At 56.3% G+C, this 24,992-nt stretch carries 24 protein-coding genes; 15 read left to right on the top strand and 9 right to left on the bottom strand.

Annotated features, from left to right (window positions below; translation table 11 throughout):
• A complete protein-coding gene (locus ACR0EN_RS17200; protein WP_170646652.1) occupies positions 1-855 on the bottom strand; it encodes an FAD binding domain-containing protein in 855 nt (284 codons plus the stop codon).
• A 111-nt stretch (positions 856-966) separates the two neighbouring features.
• Complete coding sequence (locus ACR0EN_RS17195) at positions 967-2,082, bottom strand: MHYT domain-containing protein (protein ID WP_480567406.1); 1,116 nt, start codon at positions 2,080-2,082, stop codon at positions 967-969.
• Here ACR0EN_RS17195 and ACR0EN_RS17190 point away from each other — a divergent pair.
• Positions 2,059-2,277: a hypothetical protein gene (locus ACR0EN_RS17190; protein WP_480587955.1), complete on the top strand. Its 219-nt coding sequence runs from the start codon at positions 2,059-2,061 to the stop codon at positions 2,275-2,277. The genes ACR0EN_RS17195 and ACR0EN_RS17190 overlap by 24 nt on opposite strands.
• A 78-nt stretch (positions 2,278-2,355) precedes the next feature.
• On the opposite strand, the gene ACR0EN_RS17185 is transcribed toward ACR0EN_RS17190, so the two are convergent.
• Positions 2,356-2,712, bottom strand: coding sequence for an adenylate/guanylate cyclase domain-containing protein (locus tag ACR0EN_RS17185; protein WP_480587953.1), 357 nt, complete (start codon positions 2,710-2,712; stop codon positions 2,356-2,358).
• A gap of 241 nt (positions 2,713-2,953) precedes the next feature.
• On the opposite strand from ACR0EN_RS17185, the gene ACR0EN_RS17180 reads away from it, so the two are divergent.
• A complete protein-coding gene (locus ACR0EN_RS17180) occupies positions 2,954-4,231 on the top strand; it encodes a tetratricopeptide repeat protein (RefSeq protein ID WP_480587951.1) in 1,278 nt (425 codons plus the stop codon).
• Positions 4,232-4,358: 127 nt separating this feature from the next.
• Here ACR0EN_RS17180 and ACR0EN_RS17175 read toward each other — a convergent pair whose 3' ends face one another.
• The 4 genes from ACR0EN_RS17175 to ACR0EN_RS17160 are packed head-to-tail and all read right to left on the bottom strand — an operon-like array spanning position 4,359 to position 9,910.
• On the bottom strand, positions 4,359-5,207 hold the full coding sequence (locus tag ACR0EN_RS17175; RefSeq protein WP_480587950.1) for an ABC transporter six-transmembrane domain-containing protein: 849 nt from the start codon (positions 5,205-5,207) through the stop codon (positions 4,359-4,361).
• Between the two features lie 6 nt (positions 5,208-5,213).
• Positions 5,214-5,633, bottom strand: coding sequence for a DUF2141 domain-containing protein (locus tag ACR0EN_RS17170; RefSeq protein ID WP_480587948.1), 420 nt, complete (start codon positions 5,631-5,633; stop codon positions 5,214-5,216).
• A complete protein-coding gene (locus ACR0EN_RS17165; RefSeq protein ID WP_480587946.1) occupies positions 5,630-8,758 on the bottom strand; it encodes an efflux RND transporter permease subunit in 3,129 nt (1,042 codons plus the stop codon). The genes ACR0EN_RS17170 and ACR0EN_RS17165 overlap by 4 nt, the downstream gene beginning before the upstream one ends.
• A 3-nt stretch (positions 8,759-8,761) precedes the next feature.
• Entirely contained in the window at positions 8,762-9,910 is a 1,149-nt protein-coding gene (locus tag ACR0EN_RS17160) for an efflux RND transporter periplasmic adaptor subunit (protein WP_480587944.1), read from the bottom strand.
• A gap of 101 nt (positions 9,911-10,011) precedes the next feature.
• Here ACR0EN_RS17160 and ACR0EN_RS17155 point away from each other — a divergent pair, with 101 nt between their 5' ends.
• On the top strand, positions 10,012-10,629 hold the full coding sequence (locus tag ACR0EN_RS17155; RefSeq protein ID WP_480587942.1) for a TetR/AcrR family transcriptional regulator: 618 nt from the start codon (positions 10,012-10,014) through the stop codon (positions 10,627-10,629).
• Positions 10,630-10,958: 329 nt separating this feature from the next.
• Here the strand turns inward: ACR0EN_RS17155 and ACR0EN_RS17150 are convergent, their stop codons facing one another.
• On the bottom strand, positions 10,959-12,554 hold the full coding sequence (locus ACR0EN_RS17150) for a GMC family oxidoreductase N-terminal domain-containing protein (RefSeq protein WP_170512808.1): 1,596 nt from the start codon (positions 12,552-12,554) through the stop codon (positions 10,959-10,961).
• A gap of 109 nt (positions 12,555-12,663) precedes the next feature.
• Between ACR0EN_RS17150 and ACR0EN_RS17145 the strand changes: the two genes are divergently transcribed.
• From ACR0EN_RS17145 to ACR0EN_RS17130, 4 genes are all read left to right on the top strand, one after another.
• The gene (locus ACR0EN_RS17145; RefSeq protein ID WP_170402109.1) at positions 12,664-13,902 is read left to right on the top strand and encodes a TRAP transporter substrate-binding protein; all 1,239 of its coding nucleotides are present in this window, start codon (positions 12,664-12,666) and stop codon (positions 13,900-13,902) included.
• 66 nt (positions 13,903-13,968) lie between these two features.
• Complete coding sequence (locus tag ACR0EN_RS17140) at positions 13,969-14,634, top strand: TRAP transporter small permease (RefSeq protein ID WP_170392533.1); 666 nt, start codon at positions 13,969-13,971, stop codon at positions 14,632-14,634.
• Complete coding sequence (locus ACR0EN_RS17135; RefSeq protein WP_170392534.1) at positions 14,634-15,992, top strand: TRAP transporter large permease; 1,359 nt, start codon at positions 14,634-14,636, stop codon at positions 15,990-15,992. Before ACR0EN_RS17140 ends, ACR0EN_RS17135 begins: the two co-directional genes overlap by 1 nt.
• A gap of 11 nt (positions 15,993-16,003) precedes the next feature.
• Positions 16,004-16,783, top strand: a complete 780-nt coding sequence (locus ACR0EN_RS17130) for an IclR family transcriptional regulator (RefSeq protein ID WP_480587940.1) — start codon at positions 16,004-16,006, stop codon at positions 16,781-16,783.
• A gap of 286 nt (positions 16,784-17,069) precedes the next feature.
• Here ACR0EN_RS17130 and ACR0EN_RS17125 read toward each other — a convergent pair whose 3' ends face one another.
• Positions 17,070-18,107, bottom strand: coding sequence for a LacI family DNA-binding transcriptional regulator (locus ACR0EN_RS17125; protein WP_170610026.1), 1,038 nt, complete (start codon positions 18,105-18,107; stop codon positions 17,070-17,072).
• Positions 18,108-18,278: 171 nt separating this feature from the next.
• On the opposite strand from ACR0EN_RS17125, the gene ACR0EN_RS17120 reads away from it, so the two are divergent.
• From ACR0EN_RS17120 to ACR0EN_RS17085, 8 genes are all read left to right on the top strand, one after another.
• Positions 18,279-18,470: a hypothetical protein gene (locus ACR0EN_RS17120; RefSeq protein WP_170625143.1), complete on the top strand. Its 192-nt coding sequence runs from the start codon at positions 18,279-18,281 to the stop codon at positions 18,468-18,470.
• A 32-nt stretch (positions 18,471-18,502) separates the two neighbouring features.
• Positions 18,503-19,648: a TRAP transporter substrate-binding protein gene (locus ACR0EN_RS17115; protein ID WP_170392537.1), complete on the top strand. Its 1,146-nt coding sequence runs from the start codon at positions 18,503-18,505 to the stop codon at positions 19,646-19,648.
• 102 nt (positions 19,649-19,750) lie between these two features.
• Positions 19,751-20,266: a TRAP transporter small permease gene (locus ACR0EN_RS17110; protein ID WP_170392538.1), complete on the top strand. Its 516-nt coding sequence runs from the start codon at positions 19,751-19,753 to the stop codon at positions 20,264-20,266.
• A gap of 15 nt (positions 20,267-20,281) precedes the next feature.
• On the top strand, positions 20,282-21,613 hold the full coding sequence (locus ACR0EN_RS17105; RefSeq protein WP_170392539.1) for a TRAP transporter large permease: 1,332 nt from the start codon (positions 20,282-20,284) through the stop codon (positions 21,611-21,613).
• A 36-nt stretch (positions 21,614-21,649) separates the two neighbouring features.
• Positions 21,650-22,957, top strand: a complete 1,308-nt coding sequence (gene hisD / locus ACR0EN_RS17100; protein ID WP_170392540.1) for a histidinol dehydrogenase — start codon at positions 21,650-21,652, stop codon at positions 22,955-22,957.
• Between the two features lie 8 nt (positions 22,958-22,965).
• Positions 22,966-23,703 carry an SDR family oxidoreductase gene (locus ACR0EN_RS17095; protein WP_170392541.1) on the top strand — a complete coding sequence of 246 codons (738 nt, stop codon included), beginning with the start codon at positions 22,966-22,968 and terminating at the stop codon, positions 23,701-23,703.
• Positions 23,700-24,662 carry an alcohol dehydrogenase catalytic domain-containing protein gene (locus ACR0EN_RS17090; protein ID WP_480587938.1) on the top strand — a complete coding sequence of 321 codons (963 nt, stop codon included), beginning with the start codon at positions 23,700-23,702 and terminating at the stop codon, positions 24,660-24,662. The genes ACR0EN_RS17095 and ACR0EN_RS17090 overlap by 4 nt, the downstream gene beginning before the upstream one ends.
• Before the next feature lie 18 nt (positions 24,663-24,680).
• Positions 24,681-24,986, top strand: a complete 306-nt coding sequence (locus ACR0EN_RS17085) for a UxaA family hydrolase (RefSeq protein ID WP_170392543.1) — start codon at positions 24,681-24,683, stop codon at positions 24,984-24,986.
• Positions 24,987-24,992 lie beyond the last annotated feature (6 nt).

Below are 24,992 nucleotides of genomic sequence, written 5' to 3'. Positions count from 1 at the left end.
TCACGCACGCGACCAGGCGCGCTCAATGGCGCGGGTTAGAATGATACCTGCCACGTGTTTTTTGAAAGCGACGGGGCCGCGGTTGTCCTCGGTGGGGTCAATATCACCGAGCATGGCGGCCACAGCGGTCTTAATGGCATTTGCATCGACGCCGGTGCCAACCAGAGCGGCCCCAGCCGCCTCGGAAAAGACCGGTGTGTCGCTCAGATTGGTCATTGCAATCGAGGCGGAGGCACAGGTGCCACCTTCTTTCACGATCTGGACTGCAGCAGCAGCGGTAGCATAATCACCAATCTTGCGCTTTTGTTTTTCATAGGCGTAACCGCCATGCGGCGTTGGGATGGTGACTGCAGTCAACACTTCTTCGTCTTCCCGAGCGGTCATGTAGGCGGCTTCGTAAAACTCGCGGGCAGCGATGTCGCGTTCCCCGTCAGGACCCTCGACAGTGAAACGCGCATTCAGGCACTGCATCAGGCCGGGCATGTCATTACCGGGGTCGCCATTGGCCACGTTGCCACCAACTGTACCCATGTATCGGACTTGCGGGTCTGCGATCTGAAGGGCAGCTTCGCGCAGGATCGGAGCGGCCTCAGCCAGTGCGTCGTGATCAATAATCGCGTGCTGGGTGACCATCGCACCGATGCGAATACTGTCACCTCCGATCTCGATATCAGACATGCCGCCAACATCCTGAAGATCGATCAGATGCGGCACATCCGCCATCCGCAGCTTCATCATCGGAATCAGGCTGTGCCCACCGGCCATGACGCGGGCATCATCGCCATGCTCTTCCAGGATCGACAGCACACCGGCCATGTCCTTGGGTCTGTAGTATTCGAATGCCGCTGGAATCATCGGCTCTCCTCCCTTCAAGCAAATGTTCTGGCTGAAAGGATCACTGCATGCGCTTGGATGGCGACGCTTCAGTAAATCAATAAAAAACAGGTATTTTGCACGAAATGCGCCCTAGGTCGCACGAATTGCGCCGACCTGCGATGCAAGCGCATCCTGAACCGTCTTGAGTTTGGATCGACTGACCGGCGCGGGTGGCAAACCATCCCCGTCGAACAGGCATCGGCCCTTATCCTTGGTACGCTCAAACCGCGCCACGCGCTGAGGATTGACAAGGTAGCTGCGGTGGGTCTGGAGAAATCCGGTGGGCACCAATCGCTTGGCGGCCTCGGTCACTGGCCAGACACAAAACAAACGATCCGTTTCGGTGTAAACTTGGGTGTAGTGCCCATCCGCGCGCAAAAACAGAACATCTTCGGCAGAGATGAAGACCTTTCCACCATCCCGTTCGCAAGGAATTTGCAGCAATGGTTTTACATCCGCGGTCGCTTCTGTTGGCTCCGGGTCTTTCCTCGAAGGTCCTGGTAGGTAGGTCACGCTGACCCACAAGCAAGCACCAAATATGATGAAACTGAACAGGATTACGCCAATGGCCAGCGTCTCATTGCTCATCAACGGGCCAAACTCAACCCCACTTGGCACGGCGACGAAACGGGTGCTAGCCAGAGCAAGAAAATGAACGGTGCAAACCGCCGCTGCAAAACACAACGTGCCCAGCAAAATGTTTCTGTTTGTTCGCTGCCCGTAGGCAATCGCGAAAGCCAGCATACAAAGCGCTATTGCCGCAATCGAGGACAAGATGACGCCACTGGGCGTATACACTGCCCGGCAAAGCTCCAAGCCAGCCATGCCAATATAGTGCATCGCCAAGATGCCCAACCCAACAACGCCTCCTGCCATCGCAATCGTGGCGCGGTTGCGTTCGGTGAAATGCAACAGAATAAGCGCAGCTCCGACGAGCAGGATCGCGACAAGGGCAGACACAAGTGTGATTGCAGCGTCGTAATAGAACAGGATCGGCATCTGAAGCCCGAGCATGGCCACGAAGTGCATGGCCCAGATTCCACCGCCAAGCGAAACAGCCGCAAGAGCCACCGAGGCCTTCTTTTCAAAGACCGGCTTCGTCGAAAGATCTCGCGTCATCGACAATCCTGTAAACCCTGCCACGAAGGCAACGATGCAGGACATGGCGACGAGGAAACTGTTGTGGCTGACGTCGAGAAACTCCATTGTCGCAAATTGGCTAAAAAGTATGCGTTTGGCAAATGGATCAACGATATCGGACGTTCAAAGAGCGGTTACACATTAGGCGATGCCCAGCTCCCAAGCATTCGTGCCGAGGTGGCTAGCATGCTGCTATTCAGCGGCTTTGAGGCCAAATCCGCCGTTCATATTGATTGGTTGAAAACCACAATTTATGGCTAATGAAGGTCTGCTCGACCCCTCCCGCCGTCATCATTTGATGTTTAATTTGTGACTTCCGAAAGCTGTTGGGTGGAATGGCTAGAGATGCCTTTGGACCGCTTTATAAACTTGCCAGTCTTCGGATAAGCCCTTCAGTTCTTTTGTTCCAAGATTTTCGAAGTCCAGACCGGACCCAGCCACCAGATCTTTTACTGTTCTGGAAACGACGATGTCGCCGCCTCCGCCCAATTCAGAGATACGCGCTGCAGTGTTAACGGAAACTCCGCGCACATAATGCAAAGAAACTTCGACCTCGCCTGTGTGAACCCCTATGCGAACTTCCAGATTCAGCTTGGAAATGGCATCGCCAATCGCCTTGCCACGATGGATCGCCTGGCCGGGTCCGTCAAACGTAGAGAGAAAGCCATCGCCATATACTTGGTAGGCAATGTGCACCTCATCACTGTGCCTCCTTAGGACAACCCTATTGGCAAAGAAAGGCTATGAGCCACGCTTGGTTCAATCAATATCTTTTCAATCAGTAGTGAAGGCCAGAAGGCCAGCCCGTTAACCGATGGTTCGATCCTTATAGCAATCGATTATCCACAATAGTGCTTATGGTTTCGCTTTTTATGCTAGCGTTGGGCAGTTGCGAGCACGCACGTTTGAGTATGCTGACGAAAGTGGGAGTATGGAGATGCTGGTTGACCGATATGGACTGACGCTGACGACCAGCCTGCCAGAGGCGCGGGACGCCTATGTCGCGGGGCTTGATCACATCCTTGCAGCAACGTTTGGTGCAAGCGAAGCTTTTTCCGCCGCCATCACGGCCGATCCCGGCTTCGCCCTCGGTCACGTTGGGCTTGCTCGAGCTCGAATGTATGAAAACGATATGTCTGGCGCTCAAGAGGCAATGGCGTCGGCCCGCGCCTGCGCATCTGGGTTGACTGAGCGCGAGGAGGGTCATCTTGCGGTATTCGATCTCTTGCTTCAGGGACGTGTCTTACAGGCACGAAGCGCAGTTCTGAAGCACGCTGCTCATCACCCCCGCGATGTCCTTGTCGCGCAGATCTGTACCAACATTTTTGGTTTGATTGGGACATCGGGTGAGCCTGGTCGGGAAAGCACGCAACTTGCCTACACGACCAAATTATTTGATGCCTTGGGCGAAGACTGGTGGGTTATGAGCGTACACGGTCAGGCGCTGTGCGAAGTTGGGCGGCATGATGAGGCCATGTCCATGATGGACGGCTCGCTCGCTTTGAACAACGCCAATGCAAACGCGTCACACTTCAAAGCGCACACGCTCTACGAGCAAGGTTATGGAGAGGCCGGTCGCGCGTACCTTGCCGACTGGATCGCGGATTATGATGTGCGCTCGGTATTGCACGGCCACTTAAGTTGGCATCGCGCTCTGTGGGCCTTGGAGCAAGGGGATGAGGCTGAGCTATGGACGATTTACGAGGGAGCTATCGCACCCGCAGCGTCCTATTCGTTGCCGATAAATATTCTAACCGATGCTGCTGCACTTTTGCACCGCACTGAAATTGCAGGTCTAACAGTTGCGCCCAAACTTTGGCGCGACCTGAGCGAATACGCATCACGGTTTTTTCCAAACCCAGGCATGAGTTTTGCGGACATACATGGCGCGCTGGCTCATGCAATGGCAGGGGAAGGTGAACGCCTTGCGGTTCTGACCGAAACAAGCTTGGGTTATGCGGCAGATCTTGTTCGCCCGGTGGCCCGTGCTTGGGGTGCGATTGCGCGACAAGATTGGACGGATGCGCTGCAACAGCTGACTCCGGTCATGGCAGATCACGCTCGTCTGGGTGGCAGCCGCGCACAGCGTGACCTTTTGGAGCTGACTTACCTGAATCTGCTATTGAAATCCGGCCATATTCAAGAAGCTCATCGAACGATTACAGCGCGACGCCCGATCTTCAGTCATACTGCGCCCGTTGCAGGCTTTGTCTGAATTCACAAAGCTCTAGTTTATCAGCTCTTTTTACCCCTCCTTTGGCTAGGCTGCGCACGACCGGAATGGACTGATTACTTCCTGATTACAAATCCCGTATCACGCCATTTATGGTATGCAAGCCTGATCAATCGCTCTGCAACCTGGTCGTAATTTCTGACAGGCGAGACCAGGATTGTAAGGTGACGGGCAAAGCAAGTGCGGCTTCCGCAAACTCCCACGAATAGCTGATAATCGAAAATATCATGCCCGGTGTCGCATCCAGGTTTTGGGTCGCGAACCACAGGTTGAATAGGAGCAGACCTATTAACAGAATGAAGATTACGCCATACAGAACGGCTTCGATATCCGAGAGCTTTACTTCGAACCGGCGCAGTTTACTCAGGTGGACGAAAACCGGACGGTCACGTCGTTGTTCCAGAACACTGACCTGATGCTCCATTTGCTCATTCAGCGCACGGTTCCATTGCCAAAACGTCGAATGAAACAGAGCGTACACAGATATCATTCCGACAAGAACCCCACAGGCAGACAGGGCCAGAACTGGCGAGAAGTAAAACAGCAAAATTGCTGATACGACGAACTGCACCACCCCCGCGATTGCCGAAGGCAGGATCTCTTCAAGAAAGTCGGCCAGTTCGCGCCCCATCCCGATCCGGGCGTTCAGCGACGAAATTGGAAGATTTGAAAACCGCGCGGCAAGCGCCTTGCCCAATTCGACACGGATCATACCGTAGACACGTGTATCGTAAATCCGCCGGATCACGCTGATCATAGTAAGGGCAACCATGAGCGCACCTAACTGCACAAAGGGCTGAAAATCTTCGCTCAGCAATCCATCTATGGCGAAGCCGACGAACAGCGGAATCAAAACTGTCAGGGCAGTTTCAACCAGGATCAGGAACCACGTAAGTCCTACGCGCCAGCGGAACACACTCAGAAGCGTGCCGATTGTCAGTTTTCGATCTGTCAGCATGTCGAATTACTGATCATAGTGAATGCGAACACGCACATCGCCCGGCCAGACCGAGGCAGCCTTGAAATCCGGCTCGTCCTGAGGGTCTGAGGCACCTGTTGAACCCAGCCCCTCCAACAGTTTTGTCTCAGTCATGTTCAGGTCATCGTCCTTGTTTTCGTCATGAAACAACAGCACAGCGTATGGGCCCGTGTTCAGGTCAGAAAACTCATGGCTGACGCTGCCTTTACGTGACGGAATCTGGGCGTAGTCAATGGCGCTCCAGACATCCAAACTGTCAAAGGCGCGCGCGTTATCGAATACAAGGATCACGATGTTGCCGTTGGCGTTGCGGATGCCGTCCACAGTCACATTCAGACCCTCGGCGGCGGCCGGTGGCGCAAGCGTTACCACGGCGAACGCAGGGGCTAGAAGGTTCCGTATCATGGCTTTGTCCTTTCTTCAGAAGGCTGCGGAAGGGGTGACTTGAAAATGGCAATGACATCCTCGGTGATGGCGATCAGAACCGGCACCAGCAGCAGCATGAGGGCTGTGCCGAAGAGTTCTCCAAAAGCTAAAGAGATTGCCGCAGGGATCAGATACTGTGCTTGCTCAGAGGTTTCGGTCAGCAAAGGCAGCAGACCAATCACTGTAGTTGCGGTGGTCAGAAAGATCGCCTTGAAACGTCCAATGCCTGCGCTTCTCAGCGCCAGATTCACGGGCTGACCTTCCTCTCGCGCCTGATTGTAGCGGGTGATCATGACCAGACTGTCGTTCACAATCACACCGGTCAGAGCAAGCATGCCGAAGAACGAAAACAGCGACAGCGAGACATCCATGATCAGGTGCCCGACGGCGGCTGCGATAAAGCCGAATGGCACGATGGCCAGAATGACGAAAGGCTGCCAATAGCTTTTCAACGGCACGGCCATCAGCACATAGATCAGAACGGCTGCCAGCAACAGCGCGCGCTTCAGGCCATCGCTTATATCGGCCATTTCTTCCAGTTCACCGGCCGGCAGGACGGTTACGCTGGGATATTTGGCACGGAGTTTCGGGACCAGCTGCTCGAACACCGCCTGCCCCACCTCTTCGGGAGCAACAAGGTCGCGGTCGATGGACGCGGCTACGATGTTCATGCGCTTGCCGTCACGGCGATCGATAGTGCCAGAGGCATAGGTGCCCTCGATTTCGGCGACGGTCTCAAGCGGCACCCAGGCGCCGGATGCGCTGCGCAACCGGGTCTGCACCAGATCCGCCAACGTATCGCGGTTTTCACGCGCGTTCTGTACGACTACGCGGACTTCGGACCCATCGCGTCTGACCTTGGTCACCTCGGCCCCGCCGAACCCATAGCCAATCTGTCTGGCCAGAGCCTCGGCGTTAAAACCAAGGTGCCGCGCGTCCGGGCGCAGGCGGAGTTTCAGTTCAGGTTGGCCGCCCACCAACCCATCCCTTACATTTGCCACGCCCTCGATGTTCGACAGGAAACCTTTCATTTCGGCGCTGGCTTGCTGCAGAAGGTCTTCGTCTTTTGACGCCAACCGGATTCGGAACCCTCCGGCAAGCGTTTCCGATCCGGTGAACTCCAACTCGGTGACGCCCTCGACCGCACCGACCCGGTCGCGCCATTCGCGGACCACGGAAAGGATCGGGACATTCGGACGCTCAGCTACCGGGATCATTTCAGCGAAAATTTGGGCATTTCCAGCGCTGTTGATGATGGTGAATATTGTCTGAACGGGTGGAGCAGACATACTCGCCTCTTCTGCAAGCTCGACGTTCAGCTCGTTCAACACGGCTTCGATCCGATTCACGTTCGTGCGGGTCAGCGCAAAGGGGGAGCGGGCATCCATTTCCAGGTTCATCGTGATGACCTGACCGGGCACCTCGGGAAAGAACACCGTCCTGACCTTGCCCTTGTACATCAGGCCAAGCCCCAGCGTTGCGGCGGCAATGAACAAGATCAGCACAGCGTAGCGCTGACGCACCGCCGCGACGAGCAAAGGCTGGTAGATGCAATCCCGCACCCAGTACAACCCGCCCTGCGCAGAATCCTGTACCCGCCCCCACAAGCGGGTCGGCAAGTATCGACGCTCTTGCCGCATCGAAACCTGCGCCAGATGGGCGGGCAGGATGAATTTGCTTTCGATAAGCGAAAAGATCAGCGTCAGGATCACGATGCCCGCGAACCCGGCAAGTACCTTGCCCAGCGGATTGTCGATCAACAGCATCGGGAAAAAGGCTGCGATTGTGGTCAGCACGCCAAAGACGGTCGCAACAGCCACGCGATGCACGCCGCGTTCCGTGTCCCTAATCGGGTCCTTCCCCTTGCGGCGTTCTTCAAAAACGCTTTCGCCGACTACAACGGCATCATCTACCAGAATTCCCAAGGCAATGATCAGACCAAAAGTCGTGACATCGTTCAGCGAATAGTCCACCCATTTCGAGCCCGAGACAGCAAGCGCCCCCATGACCGAAACGGGAATGCCCATGGCAACCCAGAAGGCCAAACGCACGTTCAGGAAAATCGACAGCATCAGGGTCACAAGGATCAAACCCTGCACCCCGTTTGAGCGCAACAGCGCCAGACGGTCCGAGATGTAGCCAGCGCTATCACCCCAGACCTCGACCTGAACCTGCGACGGCAGCTGTCGGCTGAACTCGTCAACCGTGCTGCGCACGACATCACTGATCTCCAGCAGGTTCTCCTTCTGCCCGACCAGAACCTCCATCCCTACGGTTGGTTTGCCGTTCAGGCGAAACAGGTACTCGCCGTCCTGAAACCCGTCTTCGATTTTGGCAATATCGCCCAAAGGCACATAGGAACCGTCGTCACGTTCGATGATCGGCAGAGCTGCGTATTCCGGCACGTATTTCGCCCTGTCATCGGCCCGCAGATAAATCGTGCCACCATCGGTCCTCAGACGACCTGCCTGAAAGGCCAGCGAATTCCCTTCGATGGCGCGGGTCACATCCGAAACCGTCAACCCATAGTGGCGCAGCAACGCCGGGTCGATTTCGATGCGTAATTCACGCGGTATCAGGCCCCAGATTTGCAACCGCGACAATTCCGGTTGCGCCAGCAACTCTTCTTTCAGGCGTTGCGCCAAGCTCTGTAATGTGGCGGGGTCTGTTTCTCCGAACAAGTTCAGATACAGCGCCGGGAAATCGAAACCCGAGGCTTCGATCACGGGTCGGCGCGCAGTATCAGGCAGATCAGTCAAACCGTCGATCCGAATACGGACACGATCCAGGACGGCTTGTAGTTTCTGGCCACCTGCGCGGCGGACAGTCACGACACTTAGGTCATTTTGGGATTGTGAGGTCACACTACGCACGCCCTCCAAACCTTCGAGGGCCTGCTCAACTTTCTGGGTCACCAATTCATCAACCTGTTCGGCTGTGGCGTCCGGAAACTCGATCGCGATTGTAACACTTTCCGGCGGAATGCGGGGGAAGCCTTCGATCCGAATGTTCAGCAGCGTTTGCACCCCAAGAAATAGGATCAGCGCCATCATCAAATTGGCAGCGACCGGATTTCGAATAAACCAGGAAGTCAGAGCGTGCATGGCTCAGCCCCCATCTGATTGCGGCGTCACCCGCTGACCCGGTAGAAACGAGGCCAAAGGTGTTTTGGCCACGCGCCACGGGCCGGTCCCTTCGGGAGCCGATACCGTCACTGTACTTTCGCTGCGGAACAGGATGTTCGGGCTAAGCCTCTGCAATTGGTCCTTATCGTCTACAATCCAAATGTATCCCGCACGGGTCAGGACGCTTTCGGGTAGGGTTAATGTGTCCGAGATCCGGCGTCCGGGAATGTGAACCTGCAGGAAGTCTCCGGCGAGTATGCGTTCATCGGGCTTTGTGACATCCAGAAAGACCCGCACCTGCCGTGTGTCTTGATCCAGAAACCCTCCTCCACGCCGGACTTGAGCCCGCCCCAACGCTCCGCCCGAGCGCTGTGTCAGATCAGCAGTGGCGCCAGAGATCGGATGATCCAACAACGCCCAGTCCGCCTGACTAAACTCGGCGACCAGTTCGAATTGCTGGTCGTCCGAAAGGTGTATCAGGGCATCGCCTGGGTTGACCGTCTGGCCCAGGCTGGCAAAGCGATGGGTTACAAATCCCGAAAAAGGGGCGACAACCTCCGCGTCCTTCAGTTCATTTCGCGCCGCATTCAGCCGTGCCTGTGCAGCTGCAACGGTTTTCTCGGCAATGCGCAATTGCGGTAGATTCACAGCCAGTTCGTTTGGCGGTTCTGTTTCATCCCGATCAAACTGTCGTTGCGCGACTGTCACTTTGTTCTGCGCGCGCAATAACGCCAGTTCCGCTTGCTCAAGCTCCATCTCAGCGGCTGCAACGGCGCTTTGATAAGGTGCATTTTCGATTGAAAACAAAGGGGCACCCCGTTCCACCTTAGTCCCTGCCAAAGCGGCGTTGTGTACCGCAATGATGCGCCCGGACACAGCAGATCGCAGCTTGGCATCCCACCGAGGCCGAACTTCGGCAAACGCCGAAACCCGCGCTTGTACGGTTGCCGAAACTACTGTGACGACGGAGACGGTCGGTGGCGGAGGTGAGGTCGTTGTTGTCTGAACATCAATTGTATCTTCTGTATCAAACAGGAGGACGACGATCGCTACAAACAGTGCCAACGATAGTCCAATCCAAAGCCATCGCCGGGTCGGTCTTTGCCGAGTTTCCAAAGATTTTTCTGTCATAGACCAGTCTTTCCTGTGCCGCCGAATCCATTGCACCTTGTGGCATTCGATAGAGTGTCATATACTATGAACGATCGTTCGTTCAATATTAAGTTGAAAAAATGTCCGATGACACCAAGAAGCCGGAATCAATCCGGGAAAAGGCAACAGCCAAGCGTCGCAACCAGATTTTGGAGGCCGCAGTTATGTGTTTCCTTGAGCGCGGCTATCATCAGACAGGCGTCCGCGATATCGCTGCGCGGGCGGGCGTCAGCCTTGGAAATCTCTATAATCATTTTCGCGGCAAACATGATGTGCTTGTAGAAATCGCAACACTTGAACGCCGCGAGATGGAGCCGTTTCTGAAAATCCTGAACTCAGATGCGCCCGCGCCCAAAGTCATAAGAAAGTTCATCAAGGCCTACGCAAAATACCTTGCTGCGCCGGATAACGTTATATTAACATTGGAAATTTCGAGCGAAGCAGTTCGTCAACCGGACATCGCGCAGCTGTTCGTCGAGAACCGGTCGAGTTTGACTGAGGCCCTGGAAGCCGTAGTGAAGCGAGGAATTACTGGCGGTGAATTGCGCGCCGTTCCGGATCCCCTTCAGGCGTCACAACTAGTGATCGAAGTTCTGGAAGGCAGTGCATATCGTAGTGTGCTGTCAGAAATACCCATGACCGGGATCATTGTGTGCACTGAAGACTTTATTATGAGTTCCCTGCTGGCACGTCATTAGCACGTGGGTAGCGTGTCGTTTTGGAATTCGTGAATGTCAGCCAAAAGGAAACTGCCTGACACATTCATGTAGGCAGCAAACATCGACTTTGAGCCGGCCAAAACGCGGTGGAGGTCAAAGGAAAGTTGGATTTGCGGTTAGGACTATTGGCTAACGCAAAATCATCCGAGGTTCGGTTACCAGACTTCGTTTATTCACAAGACAAAGCGGTCGCAAAGCGCATGCAGATTCCAACCACCGGCACAGCGCCAGATCGTTTTTTGATGCGATTGGCGCACTGATCTATTGATACTGTAGGGATCAGGCGATCAGATACGATGGCAGATTTCTCAAGCATCCGCCTTTATCAGGTCGCTTGCCTTTTCGCCGATCATGATCGCTGGTGCGTTGGTGTTGCCGCTGACGATTTCCGGCATGATCGAACAATCGGCCACCCGCAGGTTCGAAATACCGTGTACCTTTAGTCTTGCGTCGACAACAGACGTCTCGGCGTTCCCCATCGCGCAGGTGCCGGTTGGGTGGTAGATCGACACGCTGTTCGATCTGGCCCAATCCAGAGTGCCTTCATAATCTTCGCAGCTCAGCTCTGCCGTTGGTCGAAACTCTTCTGATATCTTCGAGGCCAGAGGGTTTTGTTTGGCAATCCCGCGCGCGATGTTCACGCCGTCGACAATGGTTCGGCAATCCGTTTCAGTGGACAGATAGTTCGGGATGATCTTGACATGTTCGGATGGGTCCGGTCCGTTCAGGCGCAGCTCTCCCCGACTTTCCGGACGCAGTTGGCAGACCGACATCGTGAAGGCCGAAAACGGATGCACACCTTCGCCTGGGCTGTCGGCGGACCAGGGTTGCACGTGGAACTGAATGTCGGGCGTCTCAACATCGGGCCGGGTTTTCATGAAACCAGTCGCAAGGCTGGCGGCCATTGTCATCGGACCCGCACGAAATAGTGCATATTTCAGCGCGATTCGCGCCTGATTGAACAGGCTGCGAACTTCGTCATTCAGTGTGGGCTCATTGCATTTGAACACCAGCCGCGCCTGCAAGTGATCCTGAAGACCTTTGCCAACACCCGGCAGGGCGTGCAGCGGTTTGATACCATTTTCCTTTAGATGATCCGGCTCTCCGATCCCTGACAACATTAGGATTTGGGGAGAGTTGATCGCCCCACCGGACAGGATGACCTCGCGCCGAACTGTCAGGGTCTGCTCGGCACCAGAGCGATCCCGGTAGACCAGCCCGGTTACTTTTTTCCCATCCAGAACCACACGCGACACAAGCGCTTTGGTGATGATGTTGAGGTTCTGACGACTGCGAATGGGCTTGAGATAGGCGACGGCGGCGCTACAGCGGCGGCCATTGCGCGTGGTCAGTTGGAAGTAACCCACACCTTCTTGCTCGGCCCCGTTATAATCTGGGTTGAACGGGTAACCGGCGGCCTGTGCCGCCGCGACCCAGGCATCGCAGATCGGGCGCTGAATGCGCATGTTGGACACTGACAAGGGGCCATCGACGCCATGATATTCATCCTCGCCGCGCTCTTGATCCTCACAGCGCTTGAACAGGGGTAGCACATCGTCCCAGCCCCAACCCTCGTTGCCCATTTGCCGCCAGCGGTCGTAATCTTCCTTCTGGCCACGCACATAGAGCAACCCGTTCAGCGAGGATGAACCACCCAGCACCTTGCCCCGTGGCCAGTCGATGGATCGACCGTTAAGGCCGGGGTCGGGCTCAGTGCGATAGCACCAGTCAACCGAGGGGTTATGCATCGTTTTGAAATAGCCGACGGGGATGTGAATCCACGGGTTGGTATCGCGGCCACCTGCTTCGAGCAGCGCAACAGTTGTGTTGGGGTCTGCGCTCAACCGATTGGCAATGACACAGCCCGACGATCCTGCGCCAACAACTGCATAATCCACCTCCATGACCGCCTCCTTCCAACGTCGCTGAAAAAAACTCTATGCAAGATGCAAGAATTATACTAGCCTTTTTTGATACAAAACGTCTCAATAATTGCGATCAGGGAGGTAAGCAATGGAGATCGGACGGAAACTAAGTGGTATTTCACGGCGAGATTTCTTCCGCGTGGCCGGGCGTTACGGCATGAGCTCGACACTGCTGGCGGCGGGCGGGTTCGGCGGCGCGATGAGTCTGGCGAATCTGGCGCAGGCCGCCGAATCCACCTATGAAAAGCGCTTTTCGAAAGAGCCGAAGCACACGCTGAAATTCGGCGCGTCGGGCTTCAACACCCGCAACCTGTTGATTGAACGCGCCGGCGCAATTGAGTTCGCGCGCGACCTGGAAGAACGCACGGACGGCGAGATTCGCATCGAATTCATCGGCGACAACCAGATCTGCGGCCAGCTGAGCTGTGTCGAAAAGACCCAGCAGGGAATCGTCGATATTTATGCTGCCTCAACTCAGAACTCGGCCGGAGGCGCACCTTATCTGAACGTGCTGGACTACGCCTATATGTTCCCCAGCCGCGCGGCGCAGTATCACTTCTTCTATAGCCCGGCGAGCCAACGCATCCTGCGTGATCCGCTGGAAAAACGGCACGGGTTGAAGTTCCTGTTTACCCATTGTGAGCTACGCGGCCTGCAAATGGGATCGACCTTTGCCGACAAGCCGACCGTCACCAAACTGGAAGAGTTGTTTGGTACCAAGAACCGCGTGACGGGTACGCAGTTGGGCCGGATTGCAATGCAATTGCTGAATCTGAACCCAGTCCCGGTGGCTTGGGAAGAGACACTGGATGCGCTTAAGACAGGCCTGATCGATGGGGCGGAAACCTGGGCCTCGGCCGTGGCTTACGCCAACATGGCGCCGGTGGTTTCGCAGTCGGTCAATCTGAAATTTTTCTGCGGCACTGAACATACGTCCATGTCGGCCGAAGTCTTTGACGGTCTGAGTGGAGAATTGCAGGACGCAGTTATGGAGTCTTCCTACTTCACTCAAGCGTTGATCCAGGGTGCGAATGAAGCCGCATTGCTGAATACGGTAGGCTTCTCGGAGCCGCAATTGCCGGACACTATCTTCGCCGAAAATGGCGTGCGCCCGGCATTCCTGGCTGACGATCAGATCAAGCTGGCCGAAGAGATGTGCGCTCCGAACTACAACCCAGAGCCTTGGGCCCAGTGGCGCGAACGTCTGAATAAATGGGCAGGCGGCATTGATACCTATCAGGAAATCTACGACATCGCGCGCGAGATTCCGGCTGACACCCTGCCGGAAAATGTCGAACCGCGCCGTTGGTGGAAAGGCGAAGCCTGATAGACTGTTACGAACCGGCCCTGAGCGGGCCGGTTCAACTTCATACCGACTGGGAGGACGGGGTTCATGTCGTTTTGGGCAGACATCGGCGCGATTTTCAGCGCCTTTCTCAGCCAGGATTCGTTCGAGATTCAATCCGCACTGGAATCCGACGCCGCCTGGGTGTTGGGCGCGATTGTCTCGGCGATTGGCGGAATCGTGATCATGTTGATCTATCGGGCGGTGCCCTTTGTTGAACGTCATCTGGAACGGTCGGTGATGGTGTATTCCTACCTTGCGATCGCATTAATCATCTTCTGGGGCGTGATCGACCGGTTTGTGTTCAACGATCAGGAACCCTGGTCGACCACCATTCCCCCGCTGCTGTTCATGGTCATGGCGTGGTTTGGGGCGTCGTACAATGTCCGCCTGCGCACACATTTGAGCTTCAGCGAATTCCGCACTGCAATGCCGAGGGCTGGGCAATTGGCTTGCCTGATACTCGACGCGATATTGTGGTTCATCTTTGCGGTGATCGTCATCGTGACCACAACACGGCTGGTGGCATTGTCGGCATCAAACTTTCAGATCGTTCTGGGAACAGACAATATCATGCAGTGGTGGTTCCTTCTGGCCGCACCGCTGTCGTTCTTTCTGATGGTCGGGCGCGTGTTTCAGAACCTTGCCGATGATCTGAACAACTGGAAAACAGGCGAGCCGCTGATCAAGCAGGCCGTGATCGGAGCAGACTGATGACAGACGGAACTATGGTCACACTGATCTCTCTTGCGGTCACCTTTCTGTTCATGCTGGGCGTGCCGGTTTTGTTGGTAATCGGCTATTGGGTCATCGGCTGTTCGTTTGTTCTTGGCCTGACGCTGGACAACATGGGTGCTGAACTTCTGAACGTGTTCAACAAGGGTTTCGCCTTGCTGGCGATGCCGCTGTTCATCCTGACCGGAGACCTGATTAATAAATCGGGCATCGCGCGGCGGCTCAGCGATTTTGCTTATGCCTGTCTGGGCTGGATACGCGGCGGGTTGGCGATGGCATCCCTCGGGGCTTGCGGATTGTTCGCAGCAATCTCAGGCTCAAACTCGGCCACAACCGCCACGATCGGTTCGATGCTGCACCCCGAGATGGTCAAAGGGGGGTATGACGAACGGTTCAGCGCGGCCACGGCGGCGGCAGGCGGTACGGTGGGGATCATCATTCCTCCCTCGATTATCTTCATCGTCTACGGCTTCCTGATGAACCTGCCGATTTCCGAGCTATTCGTGGCGGGTATCCTTCCGGGCGCGCTGATGGTCTTTGGCATGCAGTTCGCCTGCTGGATCATTTGCCGCATGAACGGCTGGGGACATCTGATTCCGCTGCAACTGAACCGGGTGCTGAAAACTGCATTCGGTGCCTGGCTTGGATTCTTTGCCATCGGGCTGGTGCTGTGGGGTATATACACAGGCAAATTCTCACCAACTGAGGCAGCCGGAGTGACGGTCGGCTTCTGCGTTATTGCGGGGTTGGTCAGCTATCCGATCAATCGGATCATGGGCGCGCGGAACGACATCTCACCCACCGAAAAAAGCTATGCCGAGATGTTTGTCGTCGAAGGCTTCACGATCCCCGAGATCCCCTCAATCGTGATCCGCTCGGCCCAGATCACAGGTATCCTCGCACCGCTGATCGCGATTTCTGTGGTGATGCAGCAGATCCTGTCATTGCTTGGCGCTCAGCAAACCATTGGGGATTTCGTAACCTCGATGGGTGGCTACCATGCGGTTCTGTTTACTTCGATGGTGATCGTTTTCTTCTCGGGCATGGTACTCGAAAGCCTGCCTGTCACGATCATCCTGGCCCCGATTCTGGCACCGATTGCGGCCTCGGTCGGGATTGATCCGATCCATTTCTCGGTAATCTTCCTTGTGGGGGCTTCGATTGGCTTCATCACACCCCCCTACGGTCTCAATCTTTACGTGGCATCAGGGGTGACTGGCGTTCCCTACTTCCGTCTGCTTCGGTACACTGTGCCCTATCTAGCAGCGCTGATATCAGTGTGGATTTTGATCTCGCTTGTACCTGATCTGGCCTTGATCCTGCTGCCAAATAACTAGACTGTTGCGGGATGGCCGAAACGGAAACACAAGACAAAGAAACCCAAATCCCAACTAACTTGCGCCTTCTCCTCATCCTTGAGGAGGTGGCGCGACGCGGGGTTGCCGTCAAACCATCGGACCTGATCGAGGCACTCGGTCTGGCGAAACCAACAATCCACCGTTTGTTGCAAACAGCAGAGGCCGAAGGTTTCCTGCAGCGTGATCTGGATGGCCGCTCATACGGTCCCGGGCACCGTCTAAGGTTGCTTTCAGTCAACACCATGTCGTCCGAGCATCTGCGCACAGCGCGTTTGGCGATCTTACGCAGTATCGCCGAGCAGGTCGGTGAGACCTGCAATCTCGCCATCCCTGACCGAGAGGGCATGATCTATCTTGACCGGGTTGAGACGAAGTGGCCTTTGCGCATTCAATTGCCGGTTGGGACACAGGTTCCCTTTCATTGCACCGCCAGCGGCAAGATGTACTTGTCCACGCTCCGGCAGAAAACACTGGATGGATTTCTTTCAGCAGGAAATCTGCAGCCACAGACTGAAAGTTCCCTGACCGATCCGCAGTCATTGCGCACGGAAATCCAACATATCGCTCAGAACGGTTATTCCACTGATGATGAAGAGTTCATGAGTGGAATGGCAGCCCTAGCAGTACCCGTTCAAGATGGGCAAGGCCGATTGGTGGGCACACTTTCGGTTCATGCACCGACACAACGTCACAACGTCAACAGCCTGATGTCGTTTCTGGGTATCCTGAAAAAGGGGGCAAATGAACTTTCGGCTCTGTTAACCACGTGACCAGAACCTGAAAGACAGCCGCGACATAATAATTTTTGCCCGATTGCCACGGCAGGCATCGTCCGGTTCAGGGCATTCTGCATCGCAACGGATGAGCCGCGCACAAAGGCCTTCCTCTCAGCAATCACTCTCACAGCTCTCTTGGTCTGCTAGCCATAAACTCTGAGTCTAAGAATTATTCACACCAGTAATTCAAGTTGGATTGGCCGCGCATGCCGAATCCGGGTCGTACATCGTTGGTAGATTCGAGCGAGTGGATTTCCAGACATAGCCCTCAAGGTCGGGATCACTCAATAGTGCGGGCAGGACCGAGTGATTGACGTAGTCTTATTTCTGTCGGCAACTCAACACTTTGACCGCTGTGCGCATCACGAAGTATCTGGATCAGCATCCCAGCAGCGCGACGCCCCATCTCGCGATGCGGGACATGGACCGTCGTAAGAGCGGGTTCGGCGAGCATTGCAATTTCGATATCGTCAAAACCGGTAATTGAGAGGTCTCTGGGCACCTCAAGCCCCATTTCCCGAGCCGCGCGTAAGGCTCCGACCGCCAAAACGTCATTGACGCACATCACGGCAGTCGTTTCTGGTGCGGCTGTCATGACCTCGCGCAAAGCAACTTCACCAGTTTCAACGCCGTAAGCGGTCTCGACAAGAAACATTGTATTCGGGTCCTGACCGGCCTCTTGTTTGGCATCCCGAATGCCTTGAACGCGTTCCCTTGCCCGATCATTCGAAGCGGTTGGAGCAGAGATACATGCGATATGCCGATGCCCATATCCAATGACCTGCCGGGCAAGGGCAAACATCGCAGCCCGATTGTCAAAGCCGATGGCCGGCGGGGATTGGTCAGGATCAAATGACCAGGCGATCAAAGTTGGTACACGCTGCTTTTCCAGAAACGCATAGATTTCCGGTTCGCGATCGTACCCAATCAGCAGCAACCCATCTGCACCCCGCGCTACCAACGCACGCACCTGTTGTTCTTCCAGCTCTGAATCATAGGCGGACGAAGCAACCAGAAGCGTTTTACCATGCCTCACCAGCTCTTCCTGAAACGCCTGTAATCCGCGTGCAAAAACAGCGTTCTCCATAGTCGGTATCACGGCGGCGATGGTATTTGTCTGCCTTGCTGCAAGGGCTTGGGCTCCGAAATTCGGCGCGTACCCAAGTTCTCGTACGGCTGCCAGAACTCGTTCCCTTGTGCTTTGCCCTACCCGCTCTGGCGAGTTCAGGCACCGCGAGACAGTTGCGGTGGACACGTTCGCATGTCGGGCAACATCTGCAAGGGTTGGGACTGTGTTTTCGTGACCGCTTTGAGGCATGGTTTTTCTTGTCATTTTGGATGGGCAACTAGCTCAAGACGAATTCTATCAAAAGCACGATTTGTCGGGAACCTACAACACATGTGCAATGTAAGCGCTTGCATAACAAAATGTAAGCGCTTACATTGCGGGCGACTCAGTGCGAGGCATTAGATGGGTTGGGGAGGACGCATGTCATACTTGATAGCTGGAATATTGCTGCTCGCGTTTGTAGCGAACGTAGTGATCGGAGCAGTGTCGAATGCGCCCTTGGTCAACAATATCTGGGAAATGTTGATCTTGTTTGCCGCGGCCATCGCCTTTTCGATCGGCATTCTGCGGAGCGAAGCAAAAGAAATTTCGGATAAAAAATCAAAGGAATAAATCCGAAAAAAAGTCCAACGGGAGGAGAACACATGGACAAGACTAAACAGGAGCTGGCTTCGGCCGAGCGTCGGAATTTTTTGAAACTCGCGGGCACCGGCTCGTTCACGGCGGCCATGGTCGCCGGCGCGGCTGGGACATTGTGGTCCAGCGAAGCGGCAGCACAGACCGCCGCCGAGGAACGCGATCGCGAAAACGCGGCTGAATTCAAGATGACGTTGGCAACGGCCTATGTTCTGGGCGCGTCTCGCAGCTATCCGATCATGCAGCTGGACCTGAAAGAAAACATCCAAAACATGACGAATGGCAAGGTCTATGTGAAACTGGCGCCCGGTGGTCAGCTTGGTGCAGGTGGTGCGTTGGCGCAGGCGGTTCAGGGGGGGACCATTCAAGCCGCGCAACACTCGTTGTCAAATTTCGCACCCTTCGCAAGCGTCGTCGACCTGATCAACCTTCCATATTTCTGCGGGTCCAACCAGCGGTTCACGAACCTAACTTCCTCTGAAGCTTGGAAGGCGGAAGTAGACCCCAAGATCGCGGCATCCGGCTTTAAAGCGCTGATGTATATCGTGATCGATCCGCGCGTCGTCGCTGTTCGCCAGGGAGGCAACGCAATTATCACCCCCGGCGATATGTCCGGTGTCAAATTCCGCGTACCCGGATCAAAAATGCTGCAGCAGTATTATGGCATGGTGGGTGCGAACCCGACGCCTGTTGCGTGGGGTGAGACTCCGTCAGCGATCCGGCAAGGCGTCGCAGATGCGCTTGATCCCTCGGTGGGCGCGCTGCATGTCTTTGGCTTTGGTGAGATCCTCAGCCATGTGACCTTCACTCAGGCGGTGCCGGACAGTCAGGTCTATTCGATCAACCTTGAATGGTTCGACAGCCTGCCGATGGACGTCAAGGAAGGTATCGAATTTGCGGGCGAAGTCACCCAGCAGCAGAACCTGTCCAAAGTGCCTTCGGCACGGGCCTACGCCATGTCTCAATTGATCGCGAACGGCGTCGAGTTCCACTCGCTCAGCGAAGATCAGTTGGGCGAATGGAAAGAGGCCGGTGGCTATCAGCGCAGCGAATGGGACAGCTTCAAGACCGAGCTGGCCGGATCGATGGATGCGTTCGCCAAGCTGGAAGAAGCCGCAGACACGCGTGCGAAATACTACGTGCACGACGCCTGATCGCGTCTTCGGGCCGGCGCGTCCAGCGTCGGCTCATCCGATGTTTGCCCATTAAAAACCCGCTAGAACACGTCGCCGCCGCGTGACGGTAGTGAGGATGCTATGTCTCAGCTCTTTCGAGCGATTGATAAAAATGCCGAACGTTGGCTGCTTTTAGTCTTCTACGTCATGCTCGTCGGCACGATGTTTATCGAAGTGGTCCGGCGCGAGGTCTTTGCCTACTCGTCCATCTGGGGCGAAGAAATCGTCCGGTATGCGTTCATCTATCTCGCATGGATCGGTGCCGCCGCTGCGGTCAAGGAACGCGGGCATATCCGCATTGATGTTCTGATGCACTACGTCCCGCGCACGGTCAAAACGCTGCTCTACATCTTCGGCGACATCGTGATGTTCATCGTGGCACTCGTCGCGATCTATTGGTCGTGGGAGACAGTCCACGTGTCCTGGAAATTCGGGTCTGTCACACACGGCCTGCGGATCAGCCAGGTCTTTTTCCTCATGGCGGTGCCGTTTGGCTTCGCGCTGGTCATCTTTCGGCTGGTGCAGTCCTTCCTCCGCGACATTGCCGACCTTCGAACGGGCCGTCCCGTCTACGAAGGCGACAAGCTATTTGATTAAGGGAGGGCCTGAGCCATGATGTGGCAACAACTCGGCGGTCAAACGCTTGAACTTGGGTGGGATTTCTACGCCTCCGTCATTCTCTTCGTCGCTCTTGTCGCGCTCGCCGTTCCGGTCTGGGCCGCGATCGGCGCAGCATCGATCACAATGCTGATCATGTCCGGCGCATTGCCGCTGAGCCTTGTCGGCGAAAAGCTGTTCTCGGGCATCGATGCCTTCGCGCTGACAGCTGTGCCGTTGTTTATCCTGACCGGAGACGTGCTTGTCCGAACCGGGCTCAGTCGAAAGTTTCTGGACGTCGCCGAAGCCCTGACCTGCTGGGCCAAGGGTGGCTTCGGTTCGGCCACCGTTTTGGTCTGTGGCATGTTCGCAGCGATTTCCGGGTCGGACGCAGCAGGTGCGGCAGCGGTAGGGCGCATGACTATCGACCGGCTGGTCGAGAGCGGTTATCCCCGCCCCTACGCCTGCGCTTTGGTCGCGGCAGGAGCCTGCACCGGCATCCTCATCCCGCCCTCTATCGCCTATATCATCATCGGCCTCGTGCTGGGCATAGCGGTCTCGACCTTGTTCCTTGCTGCGCTGATCCCCGGCCTTTTGATCCTGACGGCCATCCTGATCACCAACGTCGTGATGAACCGGCTGAACCTTTGGGAAGGCGGCGGCATGATGACCGCAGCTGAATGGCGCGCGAACCTGTGGAAGACGGTCAAGTCCGGCTGGTACGCTTTCCTTGTCCCCGGCATCATTTTCTACGGCATCTTCTCGGGGAAACTGACCCCGACCGAGGCAGGTGCCGTGGCGGTCGTCGTGACCATATTCATCGGGTTTATCCTGGGCACACTGAAATTGTCCGACTTCCCGGCCATGCTGGTCAGTTCGGCCAAGGTCAACGGTGTGATCCTTCCGATCATCGCCTTCTCGATCCCTCTGGCCGAAGCTCTGGCGATCATTGGAGTGCCGCAAGGATTTGTCGGAGCTTTGACCTCAGTCAGCAGTAACGAATTCGTACTGATCGCCATGATGGTCCTTATCCTGATCATTGCGGGCTGCGTTATGGAAACGACGCCCAACATCGTGATCCTGGCACCGATCCTCTACCCGCTGGCGCAAGAGATCGAGATGAACCAGATTCAGTTCTGCATCATGATGATCACCGCGCTGGGGGTCGGGTTTATTACTCCACCCTTGGGGCTGAACTTGTTCGTGGTGTCGGGGATTACGGGCGAGTCGATCCTCAAGATCGCCTACCGCGCCATCCCGTTTGTTTTCTTCATGCTGATCGTGACGTTGATGATCGCCTATATCCCGGCGTTCTCTACCTCGCTGTTGCCTGATGTCTATCGATAAGCCGCCGAAAGACGCGGTAAGAAAAGGACCTAATTCATGACCCGTGAATACCTGAAGAAAGCCACGCTGACCGCGCGCAGCGGAGCGTCAGATGTCAGTGAAATTGTGCAGGGAATCCTGACCGACATTGAGACAGGTGGCGATGCCAAGGCGTTGGAATACGCAGCCAAATTCGACAATTACGAAGGCAACGTCATTCTCAGCGATGCCGAAATCCAGGCCGCGATGGATGCCGTGCCAGAAAAGCTGAAGCGCGACATCGAGTTCAGCCACAGCAACGTCAAACGCTTTGCCGAGGCACAGAAAGCGTCCATGACCGACATCGCAGTCGAGGTTGTGCCGGGCCTGACCGCTGGCCAGAAGATGATCCCGGTGGATGCAGCCGGTTGCTACGTCCCAGGCGGGCGATACAGCCATATAGCCAGCGCCATCATGACGGTCACCACGGCAAAGGTGGCGGGATGTAAGCACATTGTCGCCTGCTCACCGCCGCGCCCCGATGTCGGTATCGCGCCTGCGATCGTCTACGCCGCGCATATCTGTGGCGCCGACAAGATCATGGCCATGGGCGGCGTGCAGGGGGTTGCGGCGATGACCTTCGGGTTGTTCGGGCTTCCCAAGGCTAACATCCTTGTGGGCCCCGGCAATCAGTTTGTGGCCGAAGCAAAGCGTATCCTGTTCGGGCGCGTCGGCATCGACATGATTGCGGGCCCGACGGACAGTCTGGTCCTTGCGGATGTCACTGCTGATCCGATGGTTGTTGCAACTGACCTCGTTGGGCAGGCCGAGCACGGATACAACTCACCGGTTTGGCTGGTGACAGACAATCGCGACCTCGCCGAAGAGGTTATGCGCTTGGTGCCAGTGCTGATCGAGGACCTGCCCGAAGTGAACCGCGAAAACGCTACGGCTGCGTGGCGCGATTATGCCGAGGTCATCCTGTGCGCGGATCGCGAAGAAATGGCGGCGACATCGGATCAATACGCTCCAGAACACCTGACAGTCATGGCCGATGATCTTGATTGGTGGCTGGATCGGCTGACGTGCTATGGGTCGCTTTTCTTGGGCGAAGAGACCACGGTTGCCTTTGGCGACAAAGCCTCGGGCACCAATCACGTGCTGCCCACGAGCCGGGCGGCCACTTACACCGGTGGCCTCAGCGTCCATAAATACATGAAGATCGTGACCTGGCAGCGCTCGACCGCTGATGCGATGAAGCCGATTGCGCAGGCGACGGCCCGTATCTCACGCCTTGAAGGTATGGAGGGGCACGCGCGTACTGCGGATATTCGACTGGCCAAGTTCTTCCCCGATGAAAACTTTGACCTGACAGCCGAAGACTGACCCAACCCGTGACCTATCATCCTGATCTCACTGGACATACCGCTCTTGTGACCGGGGCCAGCTCCGGCCTTGGTCGCAGAGCGGCAGAGGTACTGTCGCATGCCGGCGCTAAGGTCGTGGGCGTGGCGCGACGTGCAGAAGCGTTGGCCGAGCTGGATCAGGTTCATGCGCTGCCATGGGATCTTTCGGATCGCGATCGGTTGGCGGAGCTGGCCGTTGCCGCGTCGCAGCCGTTTGGGGCACCGGATATTCTGGTGCATGCCGCCGGGATCAACACGCGCGAGGCTGCGGATGATGTATCGCCTGAGGGGTGGGACATCACACTGGGATTGAACCTTGCCGTTCCCTTCTTTCTGTCGCAGCACCTAGTGCCCGATATGAAGGCCAAAGGCTGGGGACGGATCGTAAATTTCGCATCGCTCCAGTCCAGCCGGGCTTTTCCAGGTGGGCTTAGCTATGGGGCGTCTAAGGGCGGCGTGGCACAGCTGACCCGAGCAATGGCCGAGGCCTGGTCATCGAGCGGAATATGCGTAAACGCGATTGGCCCTGGGTTCTTTCGAACCGAGCTGACGGCTGCGGTGTTCAATGATCCTGAACGCGCGAACCGTAATGCTGCGCAGACCTGTATCGGTCGCAACGGTGAGCCCAAAGACCTCGACGGCCCGTTGCTGTTCTTTTGCTCTGATGCCTGTGCCTTCGTGACCGGGCAAGTTTTGATGGTTGATGGGGGGTTTACAGCGAAATGAAAGCTTTGGTTTACACTGATGTCGAAACACTGGAATACCGCTATTTCGCGGACCCGGAGCCCGGCCCCGATGAGGTTCTCGTCCGTATCGATAGCGTCGGCATTTGCGGGTCTGACATGCACGCCTATTTGGGCCATGATGACCGCCGCCCGGCACCGCTGATCCTTGGCCATGAAGGGGCCGGTGTGACGGCTGATGGCCGTCGCGTAACCATCAATCCGCTGGTCAACGACCCCAACAGCGCGGCTAGCCGGTCCGGACGTGAGAACCTTTGCCCCTCGCGACAGATCATCTCAATGCCGCCGCGCGAAGGCGCTTTTGCGGAATACGTCGCTATCCCAGAGCGCAATTTGATTGAAGTGCCCTCGCATATCACGCTGGAGCAGGCCGCACTCGCCGAACCGATTGCGGTCAGCTGGCATGCGGTGCGGCTGGGGCTTGCGGCCCTGCACCCGGCAGACGAACGGCGTGCCCATGTGATTGGCGGCGGGGCAATCGGGTTAGCGGCAGCTCTCGCGCTCACTGCGATGGGGGTCGAGCAGGTGACCTTATCCGAACCCAACGCAGCCCGTGCGACCTATCTTCGCGACACCTGTGGAATCGCCGTTATGGACACACCGGAACAGGACATTCCATTGGTGATCGACGCAGTGGGGTTTGCGTCTACCCGTGCGGTTGCCTCGGCGCTCGTCAGCCCGGGCGGGGTGATTTTGCACATCGGCCTAGGCAGTTCCGAAGGTGGATTGGATATCCGACGCATCACGCTGCAGGAAATCACGCTAATCGGCACCTACACCTATACCGCACAGGACTTCCGCGACACATGCAATGCCATGTTCAAGGGCCGCCTCGGGACGCTTGACTGGGTTGAAACCCGCGACCTGTCCGACGGGGCCGCGGCCTTTACAGACATTCGCGCTGGCAAGACGCTTGCGCCGAAAACCATCCTTAAACCATAGCAAAAACCGGAGACCTTCATGTCAAATCCAGCCCCAAATGAAATACCGCACCTTTTGGTGCATGAAGAGGAAGACAATGTCGGTGTCGTGGTCGTCGAAGGCCTGACTGCAGGCACCGACATGCTGTGCTGTATTACACATGACAACTCGACCTTTCGCCTGACCGCAGGTGCGGATGTTCCGATTGGCCACAAGATTGCGCTCACGGACCTCAAGAACGGCGATACGGCGATCAAATATGGCGAAGACATCGGCAAGATCATCGCTGACATCCCACGCGGCGGGCATGTCCACACGCAAAACTGCAAGACCAAGCGCTGGTAAGGGGTT

The sequence above is a fragment of the Ruegeria sp. AB7 genome (assembly GCF_056542625.1).
This window is presented reverse-complemented; position numbering and strand designations above follow the sequence as displayed.